The organism is Arthrobacter sp. AK01 (assembly GCF_021109375.1).
In the GTDB taxonomy this organism is placed as follows: domain Bacteria; phylum Actinomycetota; class Actinomycetes; order Actinomycetales; family Micrococcaceae; genus Arthrobacter.
Map to the genome: position 1 here is coordinate 1 of NZ_JAJOHP010000036.1, position 25,119 is coordinate 25,119.

Sequence of the window (25,119 nt, forward strand, 5' to 3'; positions counted from 1 at the left end):
CTCGCCGGTCTTGAATCTACACCCCCCCCCCCCCCCCCCCCCCCCCCCCCCGCTCTTTTTATGCCCGCCCCGCGCGGCGCGCCCGTCGTGTTCGCGGGGGCGGGCCCCCCACCGGCGTTCACCTGCTTAGTGGGTGCCGTACTGTTCAACCAGCGCACGGCCGTAGTCATTGCCGTTCGGGGTGCGGACCACAGTGTGCATGTGGAACGGAGCGGGTTGGTCGTTGTCCAGGAAAACTCCGCTGTGGTGGTCCAATTCCAGGATGACCACCGGGCTCTGGATACGGAAGTAGAAGGCTTCTTCGCCCTGCCAGCCGCCGATCCACGAGAACCAGGTGTCTGAGTAGTGCTCCCGGATTTCCCGATGGCGGGCTGACCGAGGCCCGGCCGGCAGGTAGGCGATGGAGTCTTCCACGATCTTGTCCAGAACTGCCAGGGCCGCCGCCGGCACCGTACTGACCAGGATGCCCTCGTAGGGAATGACCCTGTTGTCCTGGAAGCACCCAGCCAAATGGCGTTCGTCCCCCGGATGCAGGCGCCCTTCGGGCATTGCCGGGTCCTGCATATGCTCGAAGATGACGGCTGCGGCACGGAGCTCGTCCGGCAAAGCGGCCATGAACTCCCGGGCCCAGTGGATGCGTTCCTTGAAGACCTTGACGCCTTGGTGCGGGCCGGCGTCGACGATGTCTGGTTCCGCACCAAGGAAGACCGGCGAAATCACCAACTGGCTGCCGACCACAAGGCAGTTGAGCGCCAGGTGGTGGCCGAACAGCTGCCAGCCCCAGGGATCCGATGAGGACGGTGTGCCGTAGAGCGCAAAGTTGTAGCTGAACTCGTTCATGAGCAGTGGCAGGTCCACCAACCCGCCGAGGAACCCATTGATCCGCATCAGGTTCCGGGCCAGGGCATGTCCCTCCGGACTCAGGCCGGCCTCCACCACGGCCAAGGCGGCGTCCCGGACTGCGGGGTCGAGTTCGTCCAGGCGCAAGCCGGTGTCGTGCTGCATGAATTCCGGGTTGGCCCAGCTTTGCCATTCCAGGGCGTCCACGGCGTAGTTCAGCCGCTCCCGCTGGGCAGAGGTCAGCAACGCCAGCAGCTTTTCGGCTGCGGCCACCATGTCCGACGTCGGCGCCTCCTCACCGGGTTTGGCTTGGCTGAGGGGGTACAGTCCTTCACGGACGGCGCCGTCGCTGGTCACCCCCACAAACGGCGCCGGGTACAGTTTCTTCCACCCCTCGATCATGGGTCCTGCGAAGGAGTCATCCTTGGCAGTCTCCGCATAGGAGCGTGCGTCCAGGCCCCGGAGTTCCGCTACGCGGGGATGGTCCGGCGCGTAGAGGTAGTCACGAAATGACGGCGTCGGCATGTGCGGCCTCCTTGGCTTTCAGTGATGCGGGGCCGTTCCAGCCCGCAGCGATGGTCAGTGCGTGTGCAGCTGCTTCGGCGGACGAACCGCGCCATGCAATGTGCTGGTCGGGACGGACGAGTACAGCGTCGGCGGCCCACAGCTCAGCCATCGGAATTCCGTTGCTGTCCGGTCCCGGTGCGATGACGGCCGCCGGCACGCCCAGGCCACCGGCAGATGCCACAACAGGAGCGTATACATCCTCCAGAGCTGCGCCGGCCAGGGATCCGGCGTCGACAAGCAGGGTGAAACCTGGACCCAGGAGATCATAGATCGACGTTCCATCCTCCAGCCAGGCATGCGGAAGCAATGCTCCTGGTGAGGCAGAGGGCGTGTAGCGGATGGGATCCTCGGCCGGTACAGGAGAGCCGTCGGGGACCACCAGCGGCGACCCGGAATAGCTGTACCCGAGGACAAGTCCCAAAGAATCGAATTCACTTTGCTTCACGCCAAGTGCGCTGTGGGCGCCCGCCCTGGCGGCGTCGCCTTCGGCTCCTTCACGTTCCAGGGCCGGATCCGCAAAGTGGTACGCGAGGGCCTTGCCGTTGGCGGCAGCATCGTTGATGGTCCGCTCGGCAACGGGTCGGCGCTCAAGGCCGTAGCTCTCAAGCAATTCCGGCCCCGCCCAGCCGTCCATGGCAGCTGCGATCTTCCATGCAAGGTTGGCGGCGTCTCCGATGCACGTGTTGAATCCGTGTCCACCCCACGGCGGGTTCTGGTGGGCTGCGTCTCCGACGAGGAAGACACCATCCCTGCCATAGGAAGGCGCCAGGAGCATCCGTGCTGTCCAAGGATCTGTGGCGACAACGTCAACATCGACGTCGGCCCCCACCAAGGAACGAACCAGCGTTGCGGGATCCGGGTCCTCTGCACCTGCTGAACCGTCCACGCCCTGGATGATGGCCCACCACGTCTGGTCCATGTTCATGCGCCCCACCATGCCTGCGGTGCCCGGGCCAAGGACCCAATACTGCACTGCGGGGTCCAGGCTGATGGTCTCGGCCAGGTCTCTGGAGCGGAAAAGGATGCTGACGTTGGACAGTGCTGCCGATCCGCCGTTGAGTCGGATACCCAAGCTTCGCCGCACGGTGGACGAACCGCCGTCGGCCCCTGCCAGGAAACGGCTGCGGACCGTTCGGCCCTGGCCCGCCGCGTCAACCACGTTAACGTGCTGCCCTTGTGCCCCGGCGGCAAAGGACTCCACGCGCAGTCCCGTCAGCATGGTGGCATGCCCAGAGGCAGCCACGGCTTCACGAAGTACGGACTCCAACACCGGTTGGGGAACCTGTTGACCGCCTTCGGGTTGGGGCCCGTAGCGGTCGGTCACCAGCTGGAAGGCGTTGGAAAAGCGGCGGATCTCCCGGCCGGTCAACGAGGAACAGAAGATGACGTCCTGGGAGAACTCCACGGGAAGGGGCGCCGCGTCACGTAGCGCCGTAGCCAGTCCAATCCGGCGCAGATGCGTCATGGTGCGCGCATTGGTGGTCTTTGCCCGCGGCCGGTCCTGGTCAATGGAGGTTCGTGGCTCAATCACCAGGCTGCGGATCCCCCGGTGGGCCAGGTCGAGGGCCAGGAACAGCCCGCTGGGTCCGCCGCCGGAGATCAGCACGGGGACCTCGTCCGGAACGTCCTGGAGCCGCGCGTCCTGAACGGCGCTCATCATGCCCTCGCCCGGATGGACTGTTCACCGATGGGGGTAACCAACGTCCCCAGCTTGTCGATCTCGACCTCCACGGTGTCGCCGGCCTGCAAGAGCCACTGCGGTGTCCTGGCATAGCCCACGCCTTCGGGCGTACCAGAAGCAATGACGTCGCCCGGGTGAAGCGTGAACGTCTGGCTGATCAGCGAAATGATGGACGGCACCGGGAAGATCATGTCCCGGGTGTTGCCGTTCTGGACTTCGATGCCATTGACCCGGGTGCGGACCTGGAGGCCATCGCGCAGGTCGCCAACTTCGTCCCGGCTGACCAACGGGCCAAGAGGGCCAGTGAAGTCGCCGTTCTTACCAAGTGTCCACTGGGACGTGAGTTTTTGGGCGCGGCGGGCAGTGATGTCGTTGAAGGTGGAATAGCCGAACACGGCATCCCCCGCCGCAGCCTCGTCGGCGGACTCGACACGCTTGCCGATGTACGCGGCAACTTCGCCTTCCCAATCCAGGCCGTCTTCGCCGCCCGGTACTGGAACGGGGATGTTTCCTACGGACAGGGACGCTGTCCAGCGCCCGAACAGGGTGGGATACGCCGGCAGTTCCTGGTCTTTGTAGCTGCCTTCGGCTGCGTGGGCTTTGTAGTTGAGGCCAACGCAGATGACACGTGCAGATGCAGGAACCAGGGGCACTTCCGTGACGTCCTGTCGCTGCAGGCCGGCTGCGGAGTCAGCGATGGCGTCCGGTGCTGTCTCCTGCCAGCGGGCTGCCTCCGCCCAAAAGTCCGTGACGGACGCCAGCGGGAAAACACGCTCACCGCTGAGGGCCGCAACCCAAGTGCCGCCGTCGTGGTTGATGCCTATGTAGTGCATGGTGGGCCTTTCAGCTTCGCCCGGAGGCGGTCATGGGTAGAAGGGCACGGCAAATTACCCCAAGGGTGATGCCGAACAGGTTCGTGGGACTAGGGAAGACCGGCCTGCTGCCGGAAAAACTTGACCGTGGCAGCCAGCGCCTTCTCAGCTGCTGCTGGACTGCCGTCCGGAAGGGACCACATGTGGTCCGCATCCTCGATCAGGAGAAGCTCGACGTCGGCACCGGCCTTGTCGAGCTCACTCGCCAGGGATTGCGACTGGGCTGCGGGAACGAAGCGATCAGCCGTGCCGTGGATCAGCAGGAACGGCGGGGCGTCTGAGCTCACGTGACTGATGGGGCTTGCGGCAGAGGCGAGGTCCGGGTTGTCGGCCAGAACCGCGCCGACCAGCAGCTCTTCGCGCGAACCAGGATCGCTGGAGCGCGCGACGGCGTTGGGCAGCGCCTGCGCCCCCATGCGGTTCAGGTCCGTGGGCGGGTACCAAGCGGCAACTGCTGAGACACTGCTCCCTCCCTGCTGGCCGGCTCCAGCAAGACCCACAAGGCTGGCAAGGTGGCCGCCCGCTGAGTCGCCCCAGGCATAGATGCGGCCCGGGTCCACACCGTACTCATCGGCATGGTTGCGGAGCCACCGGACCGCGGCTCGGGCATCATCCATTTGTGCAGGGAAATGGGCCTCCCCGCTCAACCGATAGTCGGTGGAAGCGACCACAAAGCCTGCGTCGGTAAGGACTTCGAACGGAGTCAGCCCGAACCCGTCACACACAGGGCCCAGGGAGGAACGCTCACCTACGCGCCAACCGCCGCCGTGGAAATGGACGATGGCGGGCCGGGCCGTTGGGCTTTCCTGGTTGGCCGGGAAGTACAGGTCCAACAGCAGGGGGCGCGAACCGTCGTCGCCGGTCCGGGCGAATTCAACGCCCTTCAACACGCGACCATCCGTCATCATCGACTCCCTCTGTTGCCTTCGCCGGATCGGGTACGTTCCGGCCTGTTCATCCAAGAATGTCGGACTGGAGGCCTCAGCTGAACTGTTGATTCCAATCATTGAAACCGCGTCGCTGACACCAGTTCCGCCGCGAGGAAGGCCAAGCCCCGCTGCACGATGCCCATGGCGGCAGAGTGATTGAGGTAGCCGTGGGTGGCCCCTTGCTCCAGGCGGAACTCCACAGCGACTCCTGCTTCCCGAAGACTGGCCGCGTAGAGCTCAGCCGAACCGCGCAGGTCGTCATATTCGCAGGCGAGGATTGCTGCGGGCGCCATTCCGGCGGGATCTGATTCACCGGGTACCGCATATGACGATGCCATGCCGACAGGTCCGCCGACATAGTTTTCCATCATGGCCGCGCAATCGTCGGCGGTGAAACGGAGGATGCGCGGAAGGGAGGACAACACGTCCGAATGCTCCTCGAACGGCGGCAACGCCGCGTGCAGCAACGGATACGCCAGTAGCATCTTGGCTGGCTGAAGCTCTCCGATGTCCTTGAGGTACATGGCTGCTCCTACGGCCAGGTTGGCGCCGGCGCTTGCCCCTCCCAGGCACAGCCTGTCCGGATCGATTCCATAGTCACGGGCCCAACGAACCGCCCAGAACCAAGCGGCGAGGACGTCTTCGTGCGGTACCGGGAAGTGCACGCCCTCCCGGGCAAGGCGGTAGTCCACGGAAAACACCAATCCACCGCTTCGCTGCGCAACTTCGCGAGCCAGCTGATCGGCCTCCCGCATGTCCAGGTCGCCGCCTGCGAATCCACCGCCGTGCAGCCACACAAGGCCGGGAACACCGGCGTCGGGATCACCGGGCTTTCCTGGAACCGAAGTTCCATAAACGCGGATGGGCACCGGACCGTTCGGCCCGGGTGCGAGGACTGCTTGAATAGGCATCTCCGGGACCGAATAGTCCAAACGGCCACCGCTGAAGGCCTCAAGCCTGTCGGGTCCGGATGGTATGGAAAGCAGTTCTGCGAAGGTTTCCACCCCGGCCACGTGCTCCATGACGCCTGCGAGCTCGTGATCCAGGCTCATGGCCGGGCAGAATCAGCGGATTCCGGGCTTTGTCCAGGCTCGGCAGGCCCGCCCAGGCCAAATTCGCCCCGGAAGTAATCGATGCTTGTCGCCAGGATCCGGTCCAGTTGGTCTTCGGCAAAGAAGAAGCAGTGATCAGCGCCCGCAACGGTGATGAGTTCGTGTTTGACGTTGGACTTCCTGAGCAAATCGGCCAACAGTTCACTTTGGGCCAGGGGCACCAAACCGTCGGAGTCACCGTGCACCAGAAGGAACGAGGCGGCCTCCCCGGTGACATAGCTGCTGGGGCTGGCCGCGTCCAGGGGTGCAGGGTCAGTTGAACCACCTACCAGCATGGTCTCCGGACGCACCGACACACCATCGGGCACAGCGGCCAAGAGTGCCGGTCCCATGAAGTCGTTGGCCGCGGTCATCGGGGGCATGTCGTTCAGCGAGGACACGCCGTAGAAGTCCACAACCGCGAGTACCGAACTGGGCTGGCCCTGAACTCCCAAACCACCTTCGAGCTCTTCCCGGGATCCGGTGAGTCCAAGCAACGCCGCCAAGTGGCCGCCTGCCGATTCACCCCACGCACCCATCCTGTCCGGATCGATGCCCAGTTGGTCTGCGTGGTGCCTAAGGTACCGGACGGCGGCTTTGACGTCGTGCAGCTGGGCCGGGAACGGAGCTTCCAAGGAATGCCTGTAGTCCACAGTTGCGCATGCGATGCCTGCCTCGTTCAGAAGCCGGAACACAGAGTCGGGCTCGAAAGTTGGGGGTAGTTCCCTCCGGTCTCCCAGCTGGAACGCGCCTCCATGGATCCACAGCACCAGCGGGACGGCGGTTCCTGCCTTCTTTCGCGGAAGCCAGATGTCCATGGAGAGGCGGCGGAACCCGACGGCAATCGCATAACTAAGTTCCCGATGGACCAGCGAGTCAGCGGACACTTCCACGGGCCGGCCTGGGGAATGGAAAGCCGGAAACGGAGGTGGCTTGGGCGTACGGTGTTCAGCGGTTTCGAGTGTCAAGACGTGCTCCTGAAAGATTCGGGGATAGTGGTCGATTCGGTTCTGGGTCCGATCAGGCGTAATGGCAGGCAACATCCGCTTCGCCCACCCGTCGCAAGGCCGGCCGCTCAGTGGCACAAAGATCAGTGGCCAAGGGACAGCGCTGACGGAAGGGACACCCACCCGGCGTTGCTGCGACAGCCGCGGCGGTCCGGACACCGAGTGACTCGCGGACGGCGCGGCGCTCTGCCTGCTCGGCGGGCCGCGGGACAGGTGAAGCGGCTACCAGGGCTTGGGTAAAAGGGTGCTTCGGGTTCTCGGTCACGGCCGCGGCCGGACCGGACTCCATGACCTGTCCCCGGTACAGCACCACAACGCGCTGGGCGAGGAACTGGACCACGGAGATGTCGTGGGCAATGAACAGGTAGCTCAGGCCCAGCTCGTCCCGCAAATCCGCCAAGAGGTTAAGCACCTGTGCCTGCGTGGACAGGTCCAGGGCGCTGACTGCTTCGTCGCAGACCACCAGCTTGGGCTCGCAAATCAGCGCCCGGGCAACGGAAATGCGTTGCCGCTGGCCGCCCGAGAATTGACTGGGGTACCGGTCCACGGCTTCCCGTGGAAGCCCGACCCGCTCCAGCATGTCTTCGGCCTTGGTCCGGGCCTCGGGTGCCGGGACGCCGCGAACCCGCAAGGGTTCGGCCAGTGAAGCTCCGACGGTTTTGCGGGGGTTCAGGGACGAGTTGGGATCCTGGAACACGGCCCGGAGCTCGCTGCCAATGGCCCTGCGCTTGGACGGATTGGCTTCGGTGATGTCCTCCCCCTGGAACGCAACGGTGCCGCCGGAGGTCTTCTGCAGTCCCAGGATCGCCTTGCCGATGGTTGATTTTCCCGATCCCGACTCCCCCACCAGCCCCACAGTTTCGCCGCGCTGGATCGTGAAGCTGACACCGTCGACGGCGGGCTGTGCGGTGGCTGCCTTCCGACCGCGGCCGTAGCGGACCACCAGGTCCTGGACCTGAAGCATCGGCTGGTGCTGGACGGTGGTACCGGCGTCCTGCCTGAGTGGAGTTTCGATGCTCATGCCATGTCCTTTTCGATGATGTCCAATCGGTGTCGGGCGGGAACTTCCGCCGGCACCGGGTTTACCACGGGAACGTCGGTTGCCACCCACGCCAGTCCTTCCATGGCGAGTTCGTCGGCCTTGACGCAGCGCACCCTGCCCTCGCCGGATCCTGAAGGAAGCAACGGAACCGGCACTTCGCATGCAGATCCGGCGAACTGGCAGCGTGCGGCGAACCGGCAGTCCGACGGCCAGTCCTTGGGCTGGGGCACCTGGCCTTTGATGGTGGCAAGACGCTCAGGCATGTCGTGGGCAGAGTTCGCGTGGGGATCCGCAGCCAGGAGGGCAAGCGTGTAGGGGTGTCGTGGATCGTCGAGAATACTGACCATTGCACCGTTCTCCACCACCTGGCCCGCGTACATGACGGCTACCTGGTCACAGATATCGGCAACAACGCCGAGGTCGTGCGTCACCATGACCACGGACATGCCGGTGTCCTTCACCAGTGAACGCAACAGGGAGAGGATCTCCGCCTGGACGGTGACATCAAGGGCTGTGGTGGGCTCATCGGCCACCAGCAAGCGAGGCTTCCCGGACAGCGCCAGGGCGATGGCGACCCGTTGGGCCATGCCGCCGGAGATCTGGTGCGGGTAGGTTTTCAGGATACGTGGGGCGTCAACAATGCCAACCTTCTCCAGCAAGTCCAGGGCCTCGGCCCTGGCTGCGGCCCTGCCAAAGGAGCGCAGCCGCCGGATCGCGGAGGTCAGTTGATAGCCAACGGTAAACATGGGGTCAAGGGCCCGCATCGGTTCTTGGGAGATCAGGGCAATGTCGCGTCCCCGGACAGCTTCCATGTCCTTGTCTGTAGCCGCGGCAAGGTTCTTGCCGTTCCACAGGATCTGGCCCCCGGTCACGGCGACGCCGGAGGGCAGCAACCCCATGAGTGAAAGCGCGGTCATCGTCTTGCCGCAGCCCGACTCGCCAACCAGGCCAAGGACGGTGCCGGGTTCGACGTCGAAGGAGACGTCCGTGACCAGTGGCGTGCCGCCGTCGACCCCTACCGAGAGTCCGCGAACGCTCAGCTGGCCCGCTACGGGAGGATTCTGCACGACTGGTGCGGCCGCCGCAGCGGCGGCGGCCTGGATGGCCCTCTTCCGCCGGATGGCCGCCGAGGGCAGGTGCGATGCCGTGGCGTTGGGGGCCTTGCCCAGGGCGTTGCCGATGGCGTTGGCAGAGAGCACAGTCAGTGCCAGCACCACCCCGGTCGGAACCATCAGCCAAGGGGCGTCGTAGACGTGCTGCGAAGCGCTCTGGATCATTCCACCCCAGCTGGGCTGCGGGAGGGGTGGACCGAAGCCGATGAACGCAAGACCAGCCTGGATCAGCAGGCCTACCGCGAAGATCAGTGCGGATTGCACCACGATGGTGGTGGACAGGCCCGGCAGAACGTGACGGACGCTGATGGCAAGTGGATTCAGCCCATCCACCTTGGCGGCATCCACGTAGAGCTGGTTTTGCAAGGACTTCGCCTGGCCCAGCATCACACGGTAAATACCGGCGGAGATGAGTACGCCCAGGATTCCCATGATCAGTGGAATGTTGGTACCCACGGCGCCGATGACCGCCAGGATGATCACCGTTCCGGGCAGGGACATCATGATCTCGGTAACGCGGCTGATGACGCCCTCCGCACGCTGGCTGTTCGCCGCCGCCAAAGCCATCAGCGTGCCGAGCCCGACGCCGACCATCACCGTGATGAACGAGGTCCCCAGGGTTTCGGCTGCTGAGGCGAAGATGCGGCTGAGGATGTCCCGGCCCAATTCGTCAGTGCCCAGCCAATGTGCTGCTGTTGGACCGGAAAGGACGGCAGTGAAGTCCTGGTCTTCGGTCTTGAAAGGCATCCACCACGGCGCTGTCAGGGAGGCGATGATCATGGCAGCGAGCCACACCGTGCCGGCCAGGCCCGCAGGAGATGCGAGCAAGCGATGCCCTGACAGCCTGGTGAGGGCACTCTTACGCTGGGTGGAGGGAGTAGTTGCCGGGAGTGTGGGAATCATGAGGCACGCAACTTCGGGTCAAGGAATTTGGTGGCGAGTTCGAGCACCAGGTTCACGGCGACCACCACGACGGTGGCGATGACCACCACGCCTTGTACTGCGGGGGCGTCGTGGGTGCTGACGGACGTCTGGACGGCTTGGCCAAGGCCCGGCATGGCAAACAGCTGCTCGGCAATGACTGAGCCACCGAAAAGGCCGATGAACTGTAACGCGATGCCGGCCACGATGGGGAGGCTCGCATAACGCAGGGCGTGGACATAGAGGATTTTCCACGTGGGGGTTGCCGTGGCACGAAGGGTGCGGATGTGTTCCTGCTGCAAGGCTTCAAGCATCGATGCCCGGGTTTGGCGGGCGATGAAAGCGGCACCGCCCACGGCCAGGGTGATCACGGGCAAGGCCAGGGACATCGCCCAATCCTGCGGGGAAACGTCGAACGGTACATACCCCGTGGCGGGAAAGACGGATGACTGGACTGCGAATAGATAGACGAAAATGACGCCGATCCAGAAAGCGGGGAGGGCAACAAGGAGGCCAACGAAACCGCCGATGAGCTGGTCCAGCAACCCGCCACGCACAGCGGCCGTGACTCCGAGGACGATTCCGAAGACGGCGCTCAGGATGGTCGCGCCGGCGGCGAGGGATGCAGTGACCGGGAGCCTGTTGGCAAGATCGGTAGTGATGGACCTGCCGTCAATCAACGAGTTTCCAAAGTTTCCCTGAGCGGCATCACCCAGCCAGCGGAAGAACTGGACCAGCAACGGGTCATTCCAGCCGAGTGTCTGGTTCAACCGGTCGATTGCGTCCTGCGAGGCGCCCGCACCGAGGGACACCGCCCCCGGGCTGCCCGACATGGCGTGGACCAGCAGGAATGCCAGCACCGCCACCACCAGCACGGTGGCAAGCGCCATCAGCAGGCGCTTGGTGATGAACATTGCCATGGTGACCTCCATTGGTCGGACCGGACGCCAATCCCCTGAAGGACTGGCGTCCGGTCTATCGGTGGATCAGTTGGTGGGGGCGTAGGACGAGAGCAGCGGGTATACGTTGGTCCCGGCAAACTTCACCTGCTGGACCTTTTTGGTGTTGTACCCCTGGTTGGTCAGGGACTCGTACAGCGGGATCATCCAGCCGGACTCCACCAAGCGGGTGTTTACCTTGGTCAGGGCTGCCTTCTTGGCGGCGTCGTCCTTGGCCGCTGCGGCCTCGGCGGTTGCCGCGTTCAGCTGATCATCCGTGGCCTTCTGGACGTTGGTGAAGCCGCTGAGGATCGCCCCATACATCAGGCCGACCGGGTTGTCCCAGCCCAGCGGGGCATAACCCAGCGGGGTGGTTGCCACTGCGGCAAATGCTTCATCAGTGGAGGCTGCCAGTTTGACGTTCATGGTGATCCCGACGGCTGCCAGGTCTTTCTGGACTGCCTGCAGATCCGTCTGCGTCTGGGCGCTGGCGATGATGGTGAAGTCGAAGCCGTCGGCATAGCCTGCCTCAGCCAGCAGGCTCTTTGCCTTGGCAGGATCGTAGGCGTAGGTGGTGTTCAACTTTTCAGTGAAACCTGCCGAGTCCTTGGGCAGGGCGTTCCACGCCGGGATGTCACCTTTGTGCAGGGCATCAACCAGTGCCTGTCGATTGATGGCGTACTGGAAGGCCTGGCGGACTTTTTCGCTTGCGAAGGCCGGCGCGGTCTTGCCGGTCTTGTCGAACGAGATCATGGTCTGGACGGTTCCACCGATCTGGGATACCCCCACACCCTTGGACTTGGCGAAGTCAACCGTGGGCGAGGTCAGGGAAGCAACGTCTGCCTGCCCGGAAACCAAGGCGTTCGCCCTGGCTTGGGGATCCATGATGACGCTGAACGTGATCTTGTTGTACGGGTACTTGGAAGCATCAGCGTTCTTGTCGTTCTTGGTGAACACGTACTTGTTGCCCTTGACCGTGGTGGCGCTGTCCAGCGTGTAGGGGCCCGAGCCATCCGGGGTGGTCGCCAGGCTGGCGGTGTCAGTGACCGCGTTCTTTCCCACGATCATGCCCAACGTGGAGGTGAGGTTCTTTTCAAAGCCTGGCTGGGCCTTGGCGAAGGTGATGGCCACCTGGGTGGGAGTCACCACATCAACGGACGTAATTTCCTGCGCGCCACCCTTGGCCACGGCCGAGTAGGCGCTGAGGGCAGTGTCACTGCGGCGGTCGAGATTGGCCTTAATCAGTGCGGCATCCAAAGTGGAACCATCGGTGAAGGTCACGCCTTCCTTGAGGGTCAGGGTGAGGACGGTGTTGTCGGCGTTGTAGCTGAATTCCTTGGCGAGTCCCGGGCCGACGCTGCCATCGGGCTGCAGCGTCATCAGGTTTTCGTACAGGCCTTCGAAGAACTGCCGCTGGGCATCTGAAACACGCAAGGGGTCGTAGCCGAACGATGCACTGTCGCTGTCTGTTGCGATGGTCAGCGTGCTCTTGTCCACGGTGGACGTGGCAGCTGTACCGCCGCCGCAGGCTGTCAGGGATCCCAAGAGGAGCGCCCCGGCCAGGACGGCCGCGCTCCGACGTGCAGGTGAGGTGAGGAGATTCATGTGCTGCGCCTTCGCATTCGTGATGGAATCGTGAGTCGAGATGTGGGACCGGCGGCCTGAACAAGATCGGCTATGACCTGTACGGACCGATCCGTCGGCGCCCTCTCGTCAGATGGCTTCCGGTAACCGACTTCTTCAAGAGTCGTAGACGGGCAGCACGATGCCCCCTGTGGATTTCATTGGTTGAAACAGTATTGTGGTGGAGATCACTCAATAACTTGAAAGGATTCAAGCTTCATGTCGATGGACGACGGGACTGCAGCCGACAAACCGCAGCGCGGCAAGCGGCCAAAACAAGGCGAACCCGTCATTGACCGCGCACTGAGCCTGCTCGCAGTCTTCAGCGACCGGCGTCGTGCTTTGACCCTGTCCGACATGGCGCGGTTGGCAGGCATACCGGCCCCCACCGCCCTCCGCCTGATCGCGCGACTGGTCGCATGGGGAGCGCTGGAGCGAATGGAAGATGGCCGTTACGTCGTGGGTGTCAGGCTGTGGGAGGTGGCGTCTCTTTCGCCCCGCGGCCATGGCGTCCGTGAGATCGCGCTGCCCTATCTCGAGGACCTTTACGCTGTGACGCGCCACCACGTCCTCCTGGCCGTGCGCGATGGGAACGAAGCCGTCCTGATCGAGCGGTTGTCGTCCAAGGAAGCGACGGAAGTCGCCTACCGCGTTGGCGGACGCGCGCCCTTGAGGTCGACGGCGGTGGGCCTGGTCCTGTTGTCGGGGGCCGATACAGCATTCCAGGAGTCAGTCATCAACCAACCGCCCGACGTCGAAGCGGGTGTGGATTCAATGCCGGAAGGTCAATTGAGGCGGACGCTGTCCGACGTTCGGCGCACGGGAGTAGCGATGATCCGCCGGTCGGCGCCATCGCGGACGGTGTCGGTTGCCTCACCCATTTATGGCGCCGAGGGGACGGTGGTTGCGGCATTGTCAATCGTGGTTCCCGATGGCGCGACGCCTCCAAACGTCCTCGCGCCGGCCGTGCAAGCCGCTGCCAGGGCGGTCTCGCGAAACTTGGGCTACAACGCTGGGCCGAGCGAAAGTGTCCGGATGCGCTAGAGCGAGTCCGCAGCGTTTACGTGTTTGGGCGCCAGCAGCGCGCGGGCCAGTCGGCGTGCGTAATCCCGGATGGCCGCCACCAGATCCAGTTCGCCGCCGGAAAGCACCCATTGCAGCTGCAGCCCATCACTGACGGCAATGATCTCGCGGGCGCAAAGGCCCACATTGGTGTCCGTCCTCAGGAAACCGCGCTCGACGCCGAATGCCAACAGTTGGGAAGTTTCCCCCACCGCCCGTTCATACCAGGTGGCATATAGCTGGTGCGCCGGTGTGGAGGCATCCGCTGCTTCGGCCGAGATCAGGACGAACAACTCAATGAGGCCCGGCTCCCGCACCAGTTCACGGGTGGATTCGACCATGTTCGTGAAAACTTCGAGCGGGTCATCGCCGTCGTCCCGCCGCTGGGAACTCCACCACAAAGCCGTTTGCTCCAGTCGACGTTCCGCGACGCCCAGGAGCAGGTGCTTCTTGGAACGGAAGTGGTGGAGCAGGCCGCCTTCACTGAGTCCGACATCTGAGGCGATCTGCGAAAGCGGCACCTTGTGGTAGCCGGACGTCGCAAACAGCAGCGTGGCGGCCTCCAGGATTTCGGCCCGCTTGGCCCGCCCAACTTCGTAGCTTCCTGTCTTCCGCCTTGTTCGCACATTCTCAGGGTAGCTTTACCGCCCTCGAATAAAAACAGTGTGCACTCAGTTTTTATGGTTTAGCATTGGCACAACGTCCAGGCCAGGCCGTCCAGCCCCAGAGGAGTCCCCTTGAATGACCACAAGTTCCCCGATTCCCCCAGCGAAGCCCTGCGTCACGCCTCCTGGATATCGCCCGCAGAGACACATCCTGCTGAACTACATCCGACCAAAGCAGGCACCCGGCCCGCGTACTGGCTGCGAAGCAGCTTCGCTTGGTCTCCTGCCCAAGGGACTGCGACGGTCACCGCTACAGCCCACGGCATCTATGAACTGTTCATCAACGGCACCCGCGTGGGAGACGAAGAGCTGACCCCTGGTTTCACCTCCTACCGCAAGCGCCTCCAGGTGCAGGAATGGGACATCACGGACCTCCTTGTTGAGGGAATGAATGCCATCTCTGCCCTGCTTTCCGACGGCTGGTTCCGGGGCCGGCATGGCTTCGAGCGTCGGGCCGACGGCTTTGGCACGGAGACTGCTTTCCTCGCCTCCGTTTGCTCACCCGCGGGGGTGCTGGCAGCAAGCGACGAAACCTGGGAGTCAAGCGAAAGCCACATCACCAGGGCAGACCTCATGGACGGACAAACGGTGGACTTCCGGCGCTTCCGCAGCCAAAGCGACACCACGACGGCGGATGGCTGGCTTCCGGTCGTCGCCCGCCACGGTGGGCTCTACGACAACCGCGATCGCCTGGTGCGGCCGGTTGCTCCGCCCGTCCGGCGCACTGAGGAACTCAGCCCCGTCAGCATTGCCGCACCCGCCCCAGGTGTGACGGTGGTGGATTTCGGCCAGAACATCAACGGGTGGGTCCGTTTGGGAGGACTCGGTCCGGAAGGCACCCGGACGACACTGCGGCATGGTGAGGTCCTTGACGACTCCGGCCTGTTGTCCACCACGAACATCCAAGCTTTTGACTTCGCCAGCAAGGCTCCCCTGCCCGCGGGCCAAATCGACGAGGTGATCTCCGCAGGACGCCCCAGTGATGTATTCGAGCCACGGCACACAACGCATGGCTTTAGGTACGTGCAGATTGAAGGCAAGGCAGGACCCATCCCCCCGGAGGACATCACCGCGGTGGTGGTCCACACGGACCTCAAGCGCTCGGGGACGTTTGAGTGCAGCGATCCCCGGCTGAATTCCCTTCACGACGCCATCCTCTGGAGCTTCCGGGGAAATGCCTGCGATGTTCCTACGGACTGTCCACAGCGCGAACGGTCCGGCTTCACCGGTGATTGGCAGGTCTTCGTCGATACTGCCGCCCTCATGTTCGATGTGTCCGGTTTCAGCACCAAGTGGCTGCGTGACCTGGTCGCTGATCAGTGGCCGGACGGCCGTGTTCCCACGGTTGTGCCCAATCCTGCCGGCGACGGACCGTCAGGAAACGTCTTCGAAGACCTCGCTACCGGCTCGGCCGGTTGGGGCGATGCTGCGGTGTTCGTCCCGTGGTCGCTGTGGCGGGCCTACGGTGACCGGGAAATACTGGCGGAGGCGTTTCCGTCCATGTGCGCCTGGGTCGATTACGCCGCCAGCTCCGCAGCCGACGGACGCCACCTTGACCGGTCAGCCGAGCGGCCCATTCCCCTGCCCCACGAGCCATACCTGTGGGACACCGGATTCCACTTCGGCGAATGGCTCGAGCCCGATACCCCACCGAATCCCGACCCCTCCCGCGATCATGGCGTCGTTGCCACTGCTTTCCTCTACCGATCCGCGACACTGCTGGCGCGGACAGCGACCGTACTCGGCGATTCCCGGGCCGAGACCCGCTACGCAACACTGGCCGGCCACGTGCTCGCCGCGTGGCAGGCAGAATACCTGGACAGCAAGGGCCGCCTCAGCGAAGAATCCCAAGGACACTACGTGCGGGCGCTCGCCTTTGGATTGGTTCCGCCCGCCCTCCAACCCTTGACCGCCGCCCGGCTCGTGGAACTGATCCGGCAAAATCACAACCGCCTCGGCACAGGGTTCCTCGCCACCGGCCTCCTCCTGCCAGCCCTGGCCGACCACGGCTACCCCGATGTCGCCTATGAACTGCTGCTCACGGGCGGCACACCATCCTGGTTGGGAATGCTCGACGCCGGCGCCACCACCATGTGGGAGTGGTGGGACGGGATCACCAGCGGCGGGGCTCGGGGTTCCCTCAACCACTACAGCAAGGGTGCGGTGGGTTCATTCCTGTACACGCACGTGGCCGGAATCCGCCTGCCGGAGAACCCGGATGTTACTGGGACTGCCTACCGAACAGTGACCATCGCCCCACAACCAGGCGGGGGCATCACCTCAGCGCGTGCCGCCGTCGAGACGCTACATGGCCGCATCAGCAGTGCCTGGCAGATCGAACGCGGTAAATTCACCCTGCAGGTCGGCATCCCTCGCGGCGTAGCGGCCACCATCGAACTGCCCGATGGAACAAGCCACACGGCATCGGCCGGTACGCACCACTTCATCTCTGCCACCGGGTAGCGCCAAGGGCGAACTTAGGGTCTGTTCCACGCGTGCCCGGCCCGGGCGCCGATAGAGTCATTCCAATGGACAGTAAACTGAGAAATTCGAAGCGGCCCGTTCCCCACCAGTCGACCCCACAGTTTGCAGACCCTGAAGATGGCTTTGTCAGAGTCCGGGGAGCCCGCGAGAACAACCTCCGCACCGTGGACGTGGACGTCCCCAGGGATGCAATCGTAGCCTTCACCGGAGTCTCCGGCTCAGGAAAATCCTCCTTGGCCTTCGGCACCATCTTCGCCGAAGCCCAGCGGCGCTACTTCGAATCCGTGGCACCCTATGCCCGTCGGCTCATCCAACAGGGCCACAATCCCAAGGTGGAGTCCATCACGGGGCTGCCACCCGCCGTCGCGCTCCAACAACGCCGCGGCACGGCGACCGCCCGCTCCAGCGTCGGCACAGTAACGACTCTTTCCAACTCCCTGCGCATGCTCTTCTCCCGCGCCGGAAGTTACCCGGAAGGCGCCAGCCAGCTGGACTCTGACGCATTCTCCCCCAACACAGCCGCCGGAGCCTGTCCCCAGTGCCACGGCCTGGGCGTCGCGCACACGGTCAGCGAATCATCCCTGGTGCCCGACCCATCCCTCAGCATCAGGGACGGGGCGATCGCCGCATGGCCCGGAGCATGGCAAGGCAAGAATCTCCGTGACATCCTCACCCACCTGGGCTACGACGTGGATACACCCTGGCAAAAGCTGCCGAAGAAAGACCGCGACTGGATCCTCTTCACCGAAGAGCAGCCAGTGGTGGAAGTGACGCCCCAGCGTGACCGTGTAGCCAAGCCCTACAAAGGCCGGTTCTGGAGCGCCAAAAGCTACGTCCTCCACACTCTCGCGGACTCCAAGAGCACCACCATGCGTGACCGGGTGCTGCGTTACATGGAGACCGGCCGGTGTCCGAAATGCCAAGGCAGCGGGCTCAGGCCCGAAGCGCTCGCAGTCACCTTCGCCGGAAAGACCATCGCCGAACTCAATGCCCTGCCGATGACCGATCTGGCGGCGGTCATCCGGCCCACGACAGAACTCACCAGCGCCGGGACGGCTTCCCGCACCCACTCTTCCGGAGAAAGCAACGAGGTTGCCGTCGCCATCACCCGGGACCTGCTCAACAGGGTCACCGTGCTCCTGGAATTGGGCCTGGGCTACCTGGCCCTTGGGCGGGCGACACCAACTCTCTCGCCCGGGGAGATGCAAAGGCTCAGGATCGCAACGCAACTGCGCTCCGGCCTCTTCGGCGTCATCTACGTCCTCGACGAGCCCTCCGCCGGGCTTCATCCAGCGGACGCCGAGCCGCTGCTTGACGTCCTGAACCAGCTCAAGGCCTCCGGGAACTCCGTGTTCGTGGTGGAGCACAACATGGACTTCGTCCGGGCCGCGGACTGGTTGGTGGATGTGGGACCGCACGCGGGCGAAGGTGGCGGAGAGGTCCTCTACAGCGGCCCCGTGGACGGGCTGAAACATGTCCATGATTCTGTGACCAAGCCATTCCTCTTCCCGGGAAGTGGCAAAAGGAATCACCGTAGTCCTCGATCCTGGACTGAGTCGCTGGAGCTTCGAGGGGTCACCAGGCACAACCTCCGCGATCTGGGGATTGAGTTCCCTTTGGGCGTGCTCACGGCCGTGACGGGTGTTTCCGGCTCAGGCAAGTCCACGCTGGTCAGCCAGGTTCTGGCAGACCTTGTTGGCGCAAGGCTGCATCCGGAATCATCGGAGAACGAGGCTGCCACAACGGCACCGGACACAGGATCCGTGTCGGGACTGCACCGGCTCGACCGGCTCGTGAAAGTTGACCAGAAGCCCATCGGCCGTACGCCGCGTTCCAACTTGGCCACCTACACGGGCCTCTTCGATGGTGTCCGGAAGGAATTCGCGGCGACGGATGGCGCCCGTGCCAGGGGGTTCGGTGCAGGAAGGTTCTCCTTCAACGTCGCCGGAGGCCGCTGCGAAACGTGCCAGGGAGAGGGGTTTGTGGCGGTTGAATTGCTCTTCCTGCCAGGAAGCTACGGCCCCTGCCCCGAGTGCGACGGTTCCCGGTTCAACCCGGACACTCTGGAAGTGACCTTCCGTGGCCGGAACATTGCCGAGGTCCTTGGTATGACCGTCACCGCAGCCTCTGACTTCCTCTCCGACATCCCGTCCGTCTCGCGAAGCCTCCAGACCTTGCAGGAAGTAGGGCTGGGATACCTCAGGCTTGGACAGCCTGCCACCGAGCTCTCAGGCGGTGAAGCGCAACGCATCAAACTCGCCACCGAATTGCAGCGCATCCAGCGAGGCCACACGCTCTACCTGCTGGACGAACCCACCACCGGCCTGCACCCCGCTGACGTCCAACTGCTGATGAAGCAACTCAACAGGCTCGTCGATGCCGGCAACACCGTGATCGTCGTGGAACACGGGATGGACGTAGTGGCGGACGCGGATTGGGTGATCGACTTGGGACCCGGCGGAGGCGACGCCGGCGGCATGGTGATCGCCGCCGGCCCGCCCGCCGTCGTGGCACGCTCAAAGGGAAGCAGAACGGCACCGTACCTCGCCGCTGCGCTCGGGCAGTGAGCTAGCGCCGCGGGATGTTGCGCAGGTTGCTGCGCGCCATGCTCACAGCTTCCCCCGCGCCCCGGTTCAGGACCACCTTGGACATGGCCGTGGCGAAGCCGATCACCTGCGATCCGGAGATCTTCGGCGGAATGGACAGCGCATTCGGATCAGTGATGAGCTCCACCAGGGACGGACCCGGGTGTGCAAAGGCAGACCTGTACGCAGCCTCGATATCCGCTGGATCCGTGACCCGCACGGCGTGGAAGCCCAGCGCCTTGGCTACCCCGGCATAGTTGGCGTCCGGCACATCCACGCCAAAGTCGGGAAGGCCGTCCACCAGCATTTCCAACTTGACCATGCCCAAGGTCGAGTTGTTGAACACCACCACGTTCACGGGTAACTTGTGCGCCGCAATGGTGATCAGCTCGCCCAGCAGCATGGACAGGCCACCGTCGCCGGAGACAGATACCACCTGACGGCCGGGATAGGCCACTTGTGCGCCGATCGCATGCGGAACGGCGTTGGCCATGGAGCCGTGCAGGAAGGAACCGATCAGCCGTCGGGTACCCAACGGGTTGATGTACCGGGCGGTCCAGACGTTGCACATGCCGGTATCGGCTGTGAAGACAGCGTCGTCGGCTGCGACCTGGTCCAGTAATGAGGCCGCATATTCGGGGTGGATCGGCTGCTTCTTCTCCACCTTGCGAGTGTAGGCACCTACTGCTTTATTCATCAGGCGGTCGTGCTTCTTGAGCATCTGATCCAGGAATCGGCGGTTCTTCTTGGGGTGCACCAAGGGCAGCAGCGCTTGGAGTGTCGGCAGCACGTCACCGTGGACGGCAATGTCGACGTCGGTCCGCCGCCCCAGCCGCTGCGCCGCCCGATCCACTTGGGCTGTCCGGGTATCGGGCAGGAATTGGTCATACGGAAAATCAGTACCCAGCAGGATCAGCAGGTCCGCGTCCTCGATGCCCTCCGCCGCGGCACCATAGCCGAGCAGTCCGGTCATGCCGATGTCGAACGGATTGTCGTACTGGACAAAGTCCTTGCCCCGGAGTGAATGGCCAATGGGTGCCTTGGTCAGTTCGGCCAGCGCAATGAGTTCGCTGTGGGAGCCCTCGACGCCGGCACCGGCGAAAATGGCGACCTTGCCGGCGTCGTTAATTGCCTCAGCCAGTTGCTGGACGCTGTCGGGGTCGGGGACCAAGCTGGCGGTCCGGAACGTGGCAGGCAAGGGGGTGGGGGCTGTGGCCTCAAGACCGGCGATGTCACCAGGGAGGGTGACCACGGCGACTCCCCCGAGGCCAATCGCGTTCTGGATGGCACTATGCATCACACGCGGCGCCTGCTCGGCCGTACTCACCAGCTCCGAATACACCGAGCACTCATTGAAGAGCCTGTCAGGATGCGTTTCCTGGAAGAATCCTGATCCAATCTGCTTGCTGGGGATGTGGGAGGCAATGGCCAGAACCGGGGCTCCGGTGCGGTTGGCGTCATACAGTCCGTTGATCAGATGCAAATTGCCGGGACCGCAGGATCCTGCACACACAGCGAGCTTGCCGGTTAATTGAGCCTCCGCAGAGGCGGCGAACGCGGCCGCCTCCTCATGGCGCACGTGGATCCAGTCGATGCCTCCCTTCGCCGAACCTCCGGTTTGGCGAACAGCGTCCACGATCGGGTTGAGGCTGTCACCGACGATTCCGTAGATCCGCTGCACGCCGGCAGCCTGAAGTTGTTCGATGAGCTGGGTGGCAAGTTCCTTGGCCATAGTGTGCAGGCTCCCTCAGTTCGTGGTGGTGGGCTGACATGGCCAAATATAGTCGGCTTGGCTTAGCCCCGGCTGGGATCAACACCTCTGCGCGAGGGTTGGGAGGAAGGGAAATGTATGTGGCCTCGTCATTCAGGAAAACGTGTTAACCCTGTCCGTTTATTGTTTCCACGTTGCCCTCCACGAGTTTCTCTCAAACTCCCAGGTCATGTCCTATGAATTCGAGTCGCAGGGGGTATGGGACGCCTCGCAGGCATAACGAGTGCGGTGAATTCGAACTTCACGTCCGCACTTTTACGTCTTCCACAAATGCCGCCCATAATTTTGGCGGATTGCCATGGAGGGTTGCCATGAACAGTCGGAGCAGAACGGCTGACGACCGGCATCAATCCATGCCCATTGGTCGGGGCGAACAGGGTTACCTTTGGTCTTTGCGAGTTTCTTTGATTTTCCATTACCTGGGGATTGTCCGGGCAATCCAATCACTCCATTCTTTGATGCTTTACCATTACCATACCTGCTTATATTTTAACGGCCAGCGGAGGAATTCAGGGTCGGGCTGGGGTGGCATAGAAGCACTTTTTGTTCAGTTCCTCTGGCTGGGACAGCTGTTCGTTGCTAGCGTGACCGCATGAGCCCCTCCAAGACCCCAGCGGAGATCCTCGACATTGACGGCGCCGAGGTCCGTATCTCGAATCCGGACAAGGTGGTTTTTCCCGAACCCGGGCTGACCAAACTCGATCTGGTCCGCTACTACCTTGCTGTTGCAGAAGGCGCGCTGCGTGGGGCCGGTGGCCGGCCGATGGTCCTCAAGCGCTTTCCCAAGGGCATCGACGCCGAGCCATTCTTCCAAAAACGCGTGCCCGAAAACCACCCTCCGTTCATCGACACCGCAACCCTGCATTACTCATCCGGAACATCCGCGGAAGAGACCGTCCTCCGGGACGCCGCAGGGTTGGCTTGGGTGGTCAATCTGGGCTGCCTTGACCTCAACCCCCATCCCGTCCGCGCCGAGGACCTGGACCACCCTGACGAGCTTCGGGTGGACCTTGACCCCATGCCAGGGGTGGACTGGTCGCAGATCGTCGATACCGCGTACGTCGCACAAGAAGTCCTCGACGACGTCGGGCTGGTGGGGTGGCCGAAAACCAGCGGCTCGCGGGGACTCCACATCCTGGTCCGGATCGCGCCGGAATGGTCATACCGCGACGTGCGGCTTGCCGCTGAAACCTTGGCCCGCGAAGTGGAAAACCGTGCCCCCGGACTCGCTACAGCGCGGTGGTGGAAAGAGGAACGGGGTGAAAGTGTCTTTGTCGACTTCAACCAGAACGCAAAGGACCGAACTGTCGCTTCCGCCTACTCGGTCCGTTCCCTGCCGGATGCCCGCGTCTCAACACCGCTCACCTGGAAAGAAGTGCGCACGGCTCGGCCGGACCAGTTCACCGTGCGCACCGTGCTCGATCGCTTCTCGGACGTGGGTGATCCCCACGCCGGCATAGACGACGCTGCAGGTTCGCTCGATGGGCTGCTGGCATTAGCGGTCGAACTGGGCCCTGCCGAGAAGGCTCCCAGGAACGGGGATGGCTCGGGTCGCCGGATGTCCACGATGCCGCTCATTGAGGTGGCCCGGACGAAGACCAAGCCTGAGGCCCTCACTGCCTTGGATGAGTGGAAAGCGAGGCACCCGGATCTCGTTTCGGCGTTGCACCCTGCTGACGTCCTTGTTGACGGCATGAGGGGGTCCAGCTCGCTCTGGTACAGGGTGCGCGTGAACCTGCAGCATGTTCCTGAGCCCGAACGTCCGGCGCAGGAGGAACTCATTGCCGACTACGACCCGTGGGCCGGCAAGGAGTGGCCGGGGCGGCCAGGGTCCTGACATGCAAGGCCTGTCCGCTTCGCTGGTCCTGATCGCAGCATTGGCAGTTGCAGCACCCATTGCCGCGCGTTTGCTTGATCCCGTGATCAAGGTGCCCATCGTGGTGTTCGAGATTCTCCTGGGGATCCTGCTTGGCCCCAGCCTTTTGGGGTGGGTCCACTCCACCCCATTCACCGACACTTTGGCCGACTTCGGCCTGGCCATGCTCTTCTTCGTTGCGGGGAACGAAATCGACTTCACGGCAATCCGGGGTCGCCCCATCAAGCGAGCCTCGGCAGGCTGGGTCATCTCCCTGGCGGCCGGGGTCGGCGCCGGATTTGTCCTGGCGCCTGCTCCCGAGGCCGCCGTGATCATCGGTGTCGCCCTGTGCTCCACCGCCCTGGGCACGCTGCTGCCCATCATCCGCGACGCCGGCGAATCGAAGTCGCCGCCGGGGATTGCCGTTGCAGCCCTGGGGGCCGTCGGGGAGTTTGGTCCGCTGATTGCGATCTCACTGTTCTTCACCGGCAAGCAAGTGGGCACCGCGTCCGCTGTGCTGCTGGGGTTCGTTCTCCTGACCGGCATAGCCATCGTCTACGCCTCACGGGCAAAGCACACGTTGTTCCATGCCCAAGTCACCAGGACCCTCCACACCAGCAGCCAGTTCGCCATGCGGTCCATCATGCTCATTCTCAGTTCACTGGTAGTCCTGAGCATGGTGCTGGGGCTCGATATGCTGCTGGGCGCTTTCGCCGCAGGTGTCCTCTGGCAGGTCATCATTGCCCGGGCACCTGAAGTTGACCGGCGGGTCATCGAGACCAAAATCGACGCCGTCGCCTTCGGCTTCCTGGTTCCAGTCTTCTTCATCGATACCGGCATTGATTTCGATCTTGGCGCGCTGACATCAAGCCCGGCAACTCTCGCGCTCATCCCCCTGTTCCTGGTCCTCCTGCTGATCATCCGCGGCTTGCCGTCCTTGCTTGCTGCTCCCCGTGGCTCGACCCGTGCCGTCAAACGTGCCCTGGTCCTGTTCGGAGCAACGGGCCTGCCGATCATCGTGGCCGTGACCACCATCGGGCGGGAACACGGATTTATCACCAGTGGAATCTCCTCCGCACTGGTTGGCGCAGGAATGCTCTCAGTCCTGCTGTTTCCACTGCTGGCGCTTCGACAACTGCAGCGCGAGGAACCACGGCTCCCCAACGTTCCGCTTCCATCCGACAACAGTCCGGACCAAACGCACCAAGCGCCCGACGGCGACCTCCCGCCGTCGGACGCTTCACCCACCGGCGGGAACTAGACACTCGCCTCGGGACTTTGCAGACGTATCCCTGCATGCCTGTCACCGCCTGCGAACAAATTTCGCCGCCCAAACAGCACCAGCCTGAACCTGGACTGGATGTGGAGCTGACACCCAAGGCCGACCTCGGCGAAGCGAGCTACCTTGGAACCGGCCGCCTGGAAGGCCGCAAGGCGATCGTCAGGGAGCGGATTCGGGAATCGGCGCCGCCACCGCAATTGCCTTCGCACGGGAGGGCGCCGACGTCGTCCTTTCCTACCTGCCCGAAGAGGAAGAGGACGCGGCCCAATCGCAGGCATTATCGAAGCTGCCGGCCGACAGGCAGTGAAAGTGCCTGGCGACCTCAAAACCCGGAGACGTGCCAGGACGTGGTGGATACCGCCGTCGCCGTCCTGGGCGGAGTCGACATCCTGGTCACCAACGCCGGCAAGCAAGTGGCGCGGGAAAGAACAGCGGACATCACAGACGAGCAATTCGACCACACGCTGAAAACCAATGTCTACGCGATGTTCTGGCTGACCAAGGCCGCCCTTCCCCATCTGCCCGTGGGTTCCACCATCATCAGCATCAACAACTTCACCAAGGGGTTGGCCCGGCAGCTGGCACCCCAGGGCATCCGGGTCAACGCCGTAGCACCCGGACCCAGGTCCGGGCGGCGGCTACCGGTATGGAGATGGACGCAGTGACGGGACATCGTGCTACGTCGCCTCTGTCAGCGCGGAGCCTTTGTGCGCGGCCCGGGCGCCGGTTTTATCGGATTCCACCACATACTGTGGCTTCCGGCTCTGACTTCAAGCGCCGCACAATCGTAAG

General features: G+C 63.7%; 17 protein-coding genes and 2 pseudogenes. 6 read left to right on the plus strand and 13 right to left on the minus strand.

Going from position 1 to position 25,119, the window contains the following annotated elements; all coding sequences use genetic code 11:
* Nucleotides 1-126: 126 nt before the first annotated feature.
* The 10 genes from LN996_RS13745 to LN996_RS13790 form a co-directional block, all read right to left on the minus strand.
* The gene (locus LN996_RS13745; protein WP_231340929.1) at nucleotides 127-1,365 is read right to left on the minus strand and encodes a DUF3500 domain-containing protein; all 1,239 of its coding nucleotides are present in this window, start codon (nucleotides 1,363-1,365) and stop codon (nucleotides 127-129) included.
* Nucleotides 1,343-3,067 (minus strand): FAD-dependent monooxygenase, encoded by a 1,725-nt coding sequence (locus LN996_RS13750; RefSeq protein WP_308102724.1) that lies wholly within the window; start codon nucleotides 3,065-3,067, stop codon nucleotides 1,343-1,345. Before LN996_RS13750 ends, LN996_RS13745 begins: the two co-directional genes overlap by 23 nt.
* Nucleotides 3,064-3,921, minus strand: coding sequence for a fumarylacetoacetate hydrolase family protein (locus tag LN996_RS13755; protein WP_231340930.1), 858 nt, complete (start codon nucleotides 3,919-3,921; stop codon nucleotides 3,064-3,066). Before LN996_RS13755 ends, LN996_RS13750 begins: the two co-directional genes overlap by 4 nt.
* Nucleotides 3,922-4,010: 89 nt before the next feature.
* Nucleotides 4,011-4,865 carry an alpha/beta hydrolase gene (locus LN996_RS13760; protein ID WP_231340931.1) on the minus strand — a complete coding sequence of 285 codons (855 nt, stop codon included), beginning with the start codon at nucleotides 4,863-4,865 and terminating at the stop codon, nucleotides 4,011-4,013.
* 98 nt (nucleotides 4,866-4,963) lie between these two features.
* Nucleotides 4,964-5,941, minus strand: a complete 978-nt coding sequence (locus LN996_RS13765) for an alpha/beta hydrolase (protein WP_231340932.1) — start codon at nucleotides 5,939-5,941, stop codon at nucleotides 4,964-4,966.
* A complete protein-coding gene (locus LN996_RS13770) occupies nucleotides 5,938-6,948 on the minus strand; it encodes an alpha/beta hydrolase (protein WP_231340933.1) in 1,011 nt (336 codons plus the stop codon). The genes LN996_RS13765 and LN996_RS13770 overlap by 4 nt, the downstream gene beginning before the upstream one ends.
* 52 nt (nucleotides 6,949-7,000) lie before the next feature.
* Nucleotides 7,001-8,008: an ABC transporter ATP-binding protein gene (locus LN996_RS13775; protein ID WP_231340934.1), complete on the minus strand. Its 1,008-nt coding sequence runs from the start codon at nucleotides 8,006-8,008 to the stop codon at nucleotides 7,001-7,003.
* On the minus strand, nucleotides 8,005-10,044 hold the full coding sequence (locus LN996_RS13780) for a dipeptide/oligopeptide/nickel ABC transporter permease/ATP-binding protein (protein WP_231340935.1): 2,040 nt from the start codon (nucleotides 10,042-10,044) through the stop codon (nucleotides 8,005-8,007). Before LN996_RS13780 ends, LN996_RS13775 begins: the two co-directional genes overlap by 4 nt.
* Nucleotides 10,041-10,994, minus strand: a complete 954-nt coding sequence (locus tag LN996_RS13785) for an ABC transporter permease (protein WP_308102725.1) — start codon at nucleotides 10,992-10,994, stop codon at nucleotides 10,041-10,043. The genes LN996_RS13780 and LN996_RS13785 overlap by 4 nt, the downstream gene beginning before the upstream one ends.
* 54 nt (nucleotides 10,995-11,048) lie before the next feature.
* Nucleotides 11,049-12,605 carry an ABC transporter substrate-binding protein gene (locus tag LN996_RS13790; protein WP_231340937.1) on the minus strand — a complete coding sequence of 519 codons (1,557 nt, stop codon included), beginning with the start codon at nucleotides 12,603-12,605 and terminating at the stop codon, nucleotides 11,049-11,051.
* A gap of 237 nt (nucleotides 12,606-12,842) precedes the next feature.
* On the opposite strand from LN996_RS13790, the gene LN996_RS13795 reads away from it, so the two are divergent.
* On the plus strand, nucleotides 12,843-13,667 hold the full coding sequence (locus tag LN996_RS13795) for an IclR family transcriptional regulator (RefSeq protein WP_231340938.1): 825 nt from the start codon (nucleotides 12,843-12,845) through the stop codon (nucleotides 13,665-13,667).
* Here the strand turns inward: LN996_RS13795 and LN996_RS13800 are convergent.
* Nucleotides 13,664-14,311 (minus strand): TetR/AcrR family transcriptional regulator, encoded by a 648-nt coding sequence (locus LN996_RS13800; RefSeq protein ID WP_231340939.1) that lies wholly within the window; start codon nucleotides 14,309-14,311, stop codon nucleotides 13,664-13,666. The genes LN996_RS13795 and LN996_RS13800 overlap by 4 nt on opposite strands.
* Nucleotides 14,312-14,422: 111 nt before the next feature.
* On the opposite strand from LN996_RS13800, the gene LN996_RS13805 reads away from it, so the two are divergent.
* Both LN996_RS13805 and uvrA read left to right on the plus strand, forming a co-directional pair.
* Nucleotides 14,423-16,813: an alpha-L-rhamnosidase gene (locus LN996_RS13805; RefSeq protein ID WP_231340940.1), complete on the plus strand. Its 2,391-nt coding sequence runs from the start codon at nucleotides 14,423-14,425 to the stop codon at nucleotides 16,811-16,813.
* 65 nt (nucleotides 16,814-16,878) lie between these two features.
* On the plus strand, nucleotides 16,879-19,401 hold the full coding sequence (uvrA, locus tag LN996_RS13810; protein WP_231340941.1) for an excinuclease ABC subunit UvrA: 2,523 nt from the start codon (nucleotides 16,879-16,881) through the stop codon (nucleotides 19,399-19,401).
* A gap of 1 nt (nucleotide 19,402) precedes the next feature.
* On the opposite strand, the gene LN996_RS13815 is transcribed toward uvrA, so the two are convergent.
* Entirely contained in the window at nucleotides 19,403-21,151 is a 1,749-nt protein-coding gene (locus LN996_RS13815; protein ID WP_231340942.1) for a pyruvate dehydrogenase, read from the minus strand.
* 631 nt (nucleotides 21,152-21,782) lie between these two features.
* Between LN996_RS13815 and ligD the strand changes: the two genes are divergently transcribed.
* The 3 genes and pseudogenes from ligD to LN996_RS13830 all read left to right on the plus strand — a co-directional run.
* Nucleotides 21,783-23,027: a non-homologous end-joining DNA ligase gene (ligD, locus tag LN996_RS13820; RefSeq protein ID WP_231340943.1), complete on the plus strand. Its 1,245-nt coding sequence runs from the start codon at nucleotides 21,783-21,785 to the stop codon at nucleotides 23,025-23,027.
* 1 nt (nucleotide 23,028) lies between these two features.
* Entirely contained in the window at nucleotides 23,029-24,306 is a 1,278-nt protein-coding gene (locus tag LN996_RS13825) for a cation:proton antiporter (protein WP_231340944.1), read from the plus strand.
* A 35-nt stretch (nucleotides 24,307-24,341) separates the two neighbouring features.
* Nucleotides 24,342-24,950, plus strand: a pseudogene (locus LN996_RS13830) (SDR family oxidoreductase); the annotation flags it as partial.
* Nucleotides 24,951-25,004: 54 nt separating this feature from the next.
* Here the strand turns inward: LN996_RS13830 and LN996_RS13835 are convergent.
* A pseudogene (locus LN996_RS13835) lies at nucleotides 25,005-25,085 on the minus strand (HVA1 family protein); the annotation flags it as partial.
* Nucleotides 25,086-25,119: the final 34 nt, after the last annotated feature.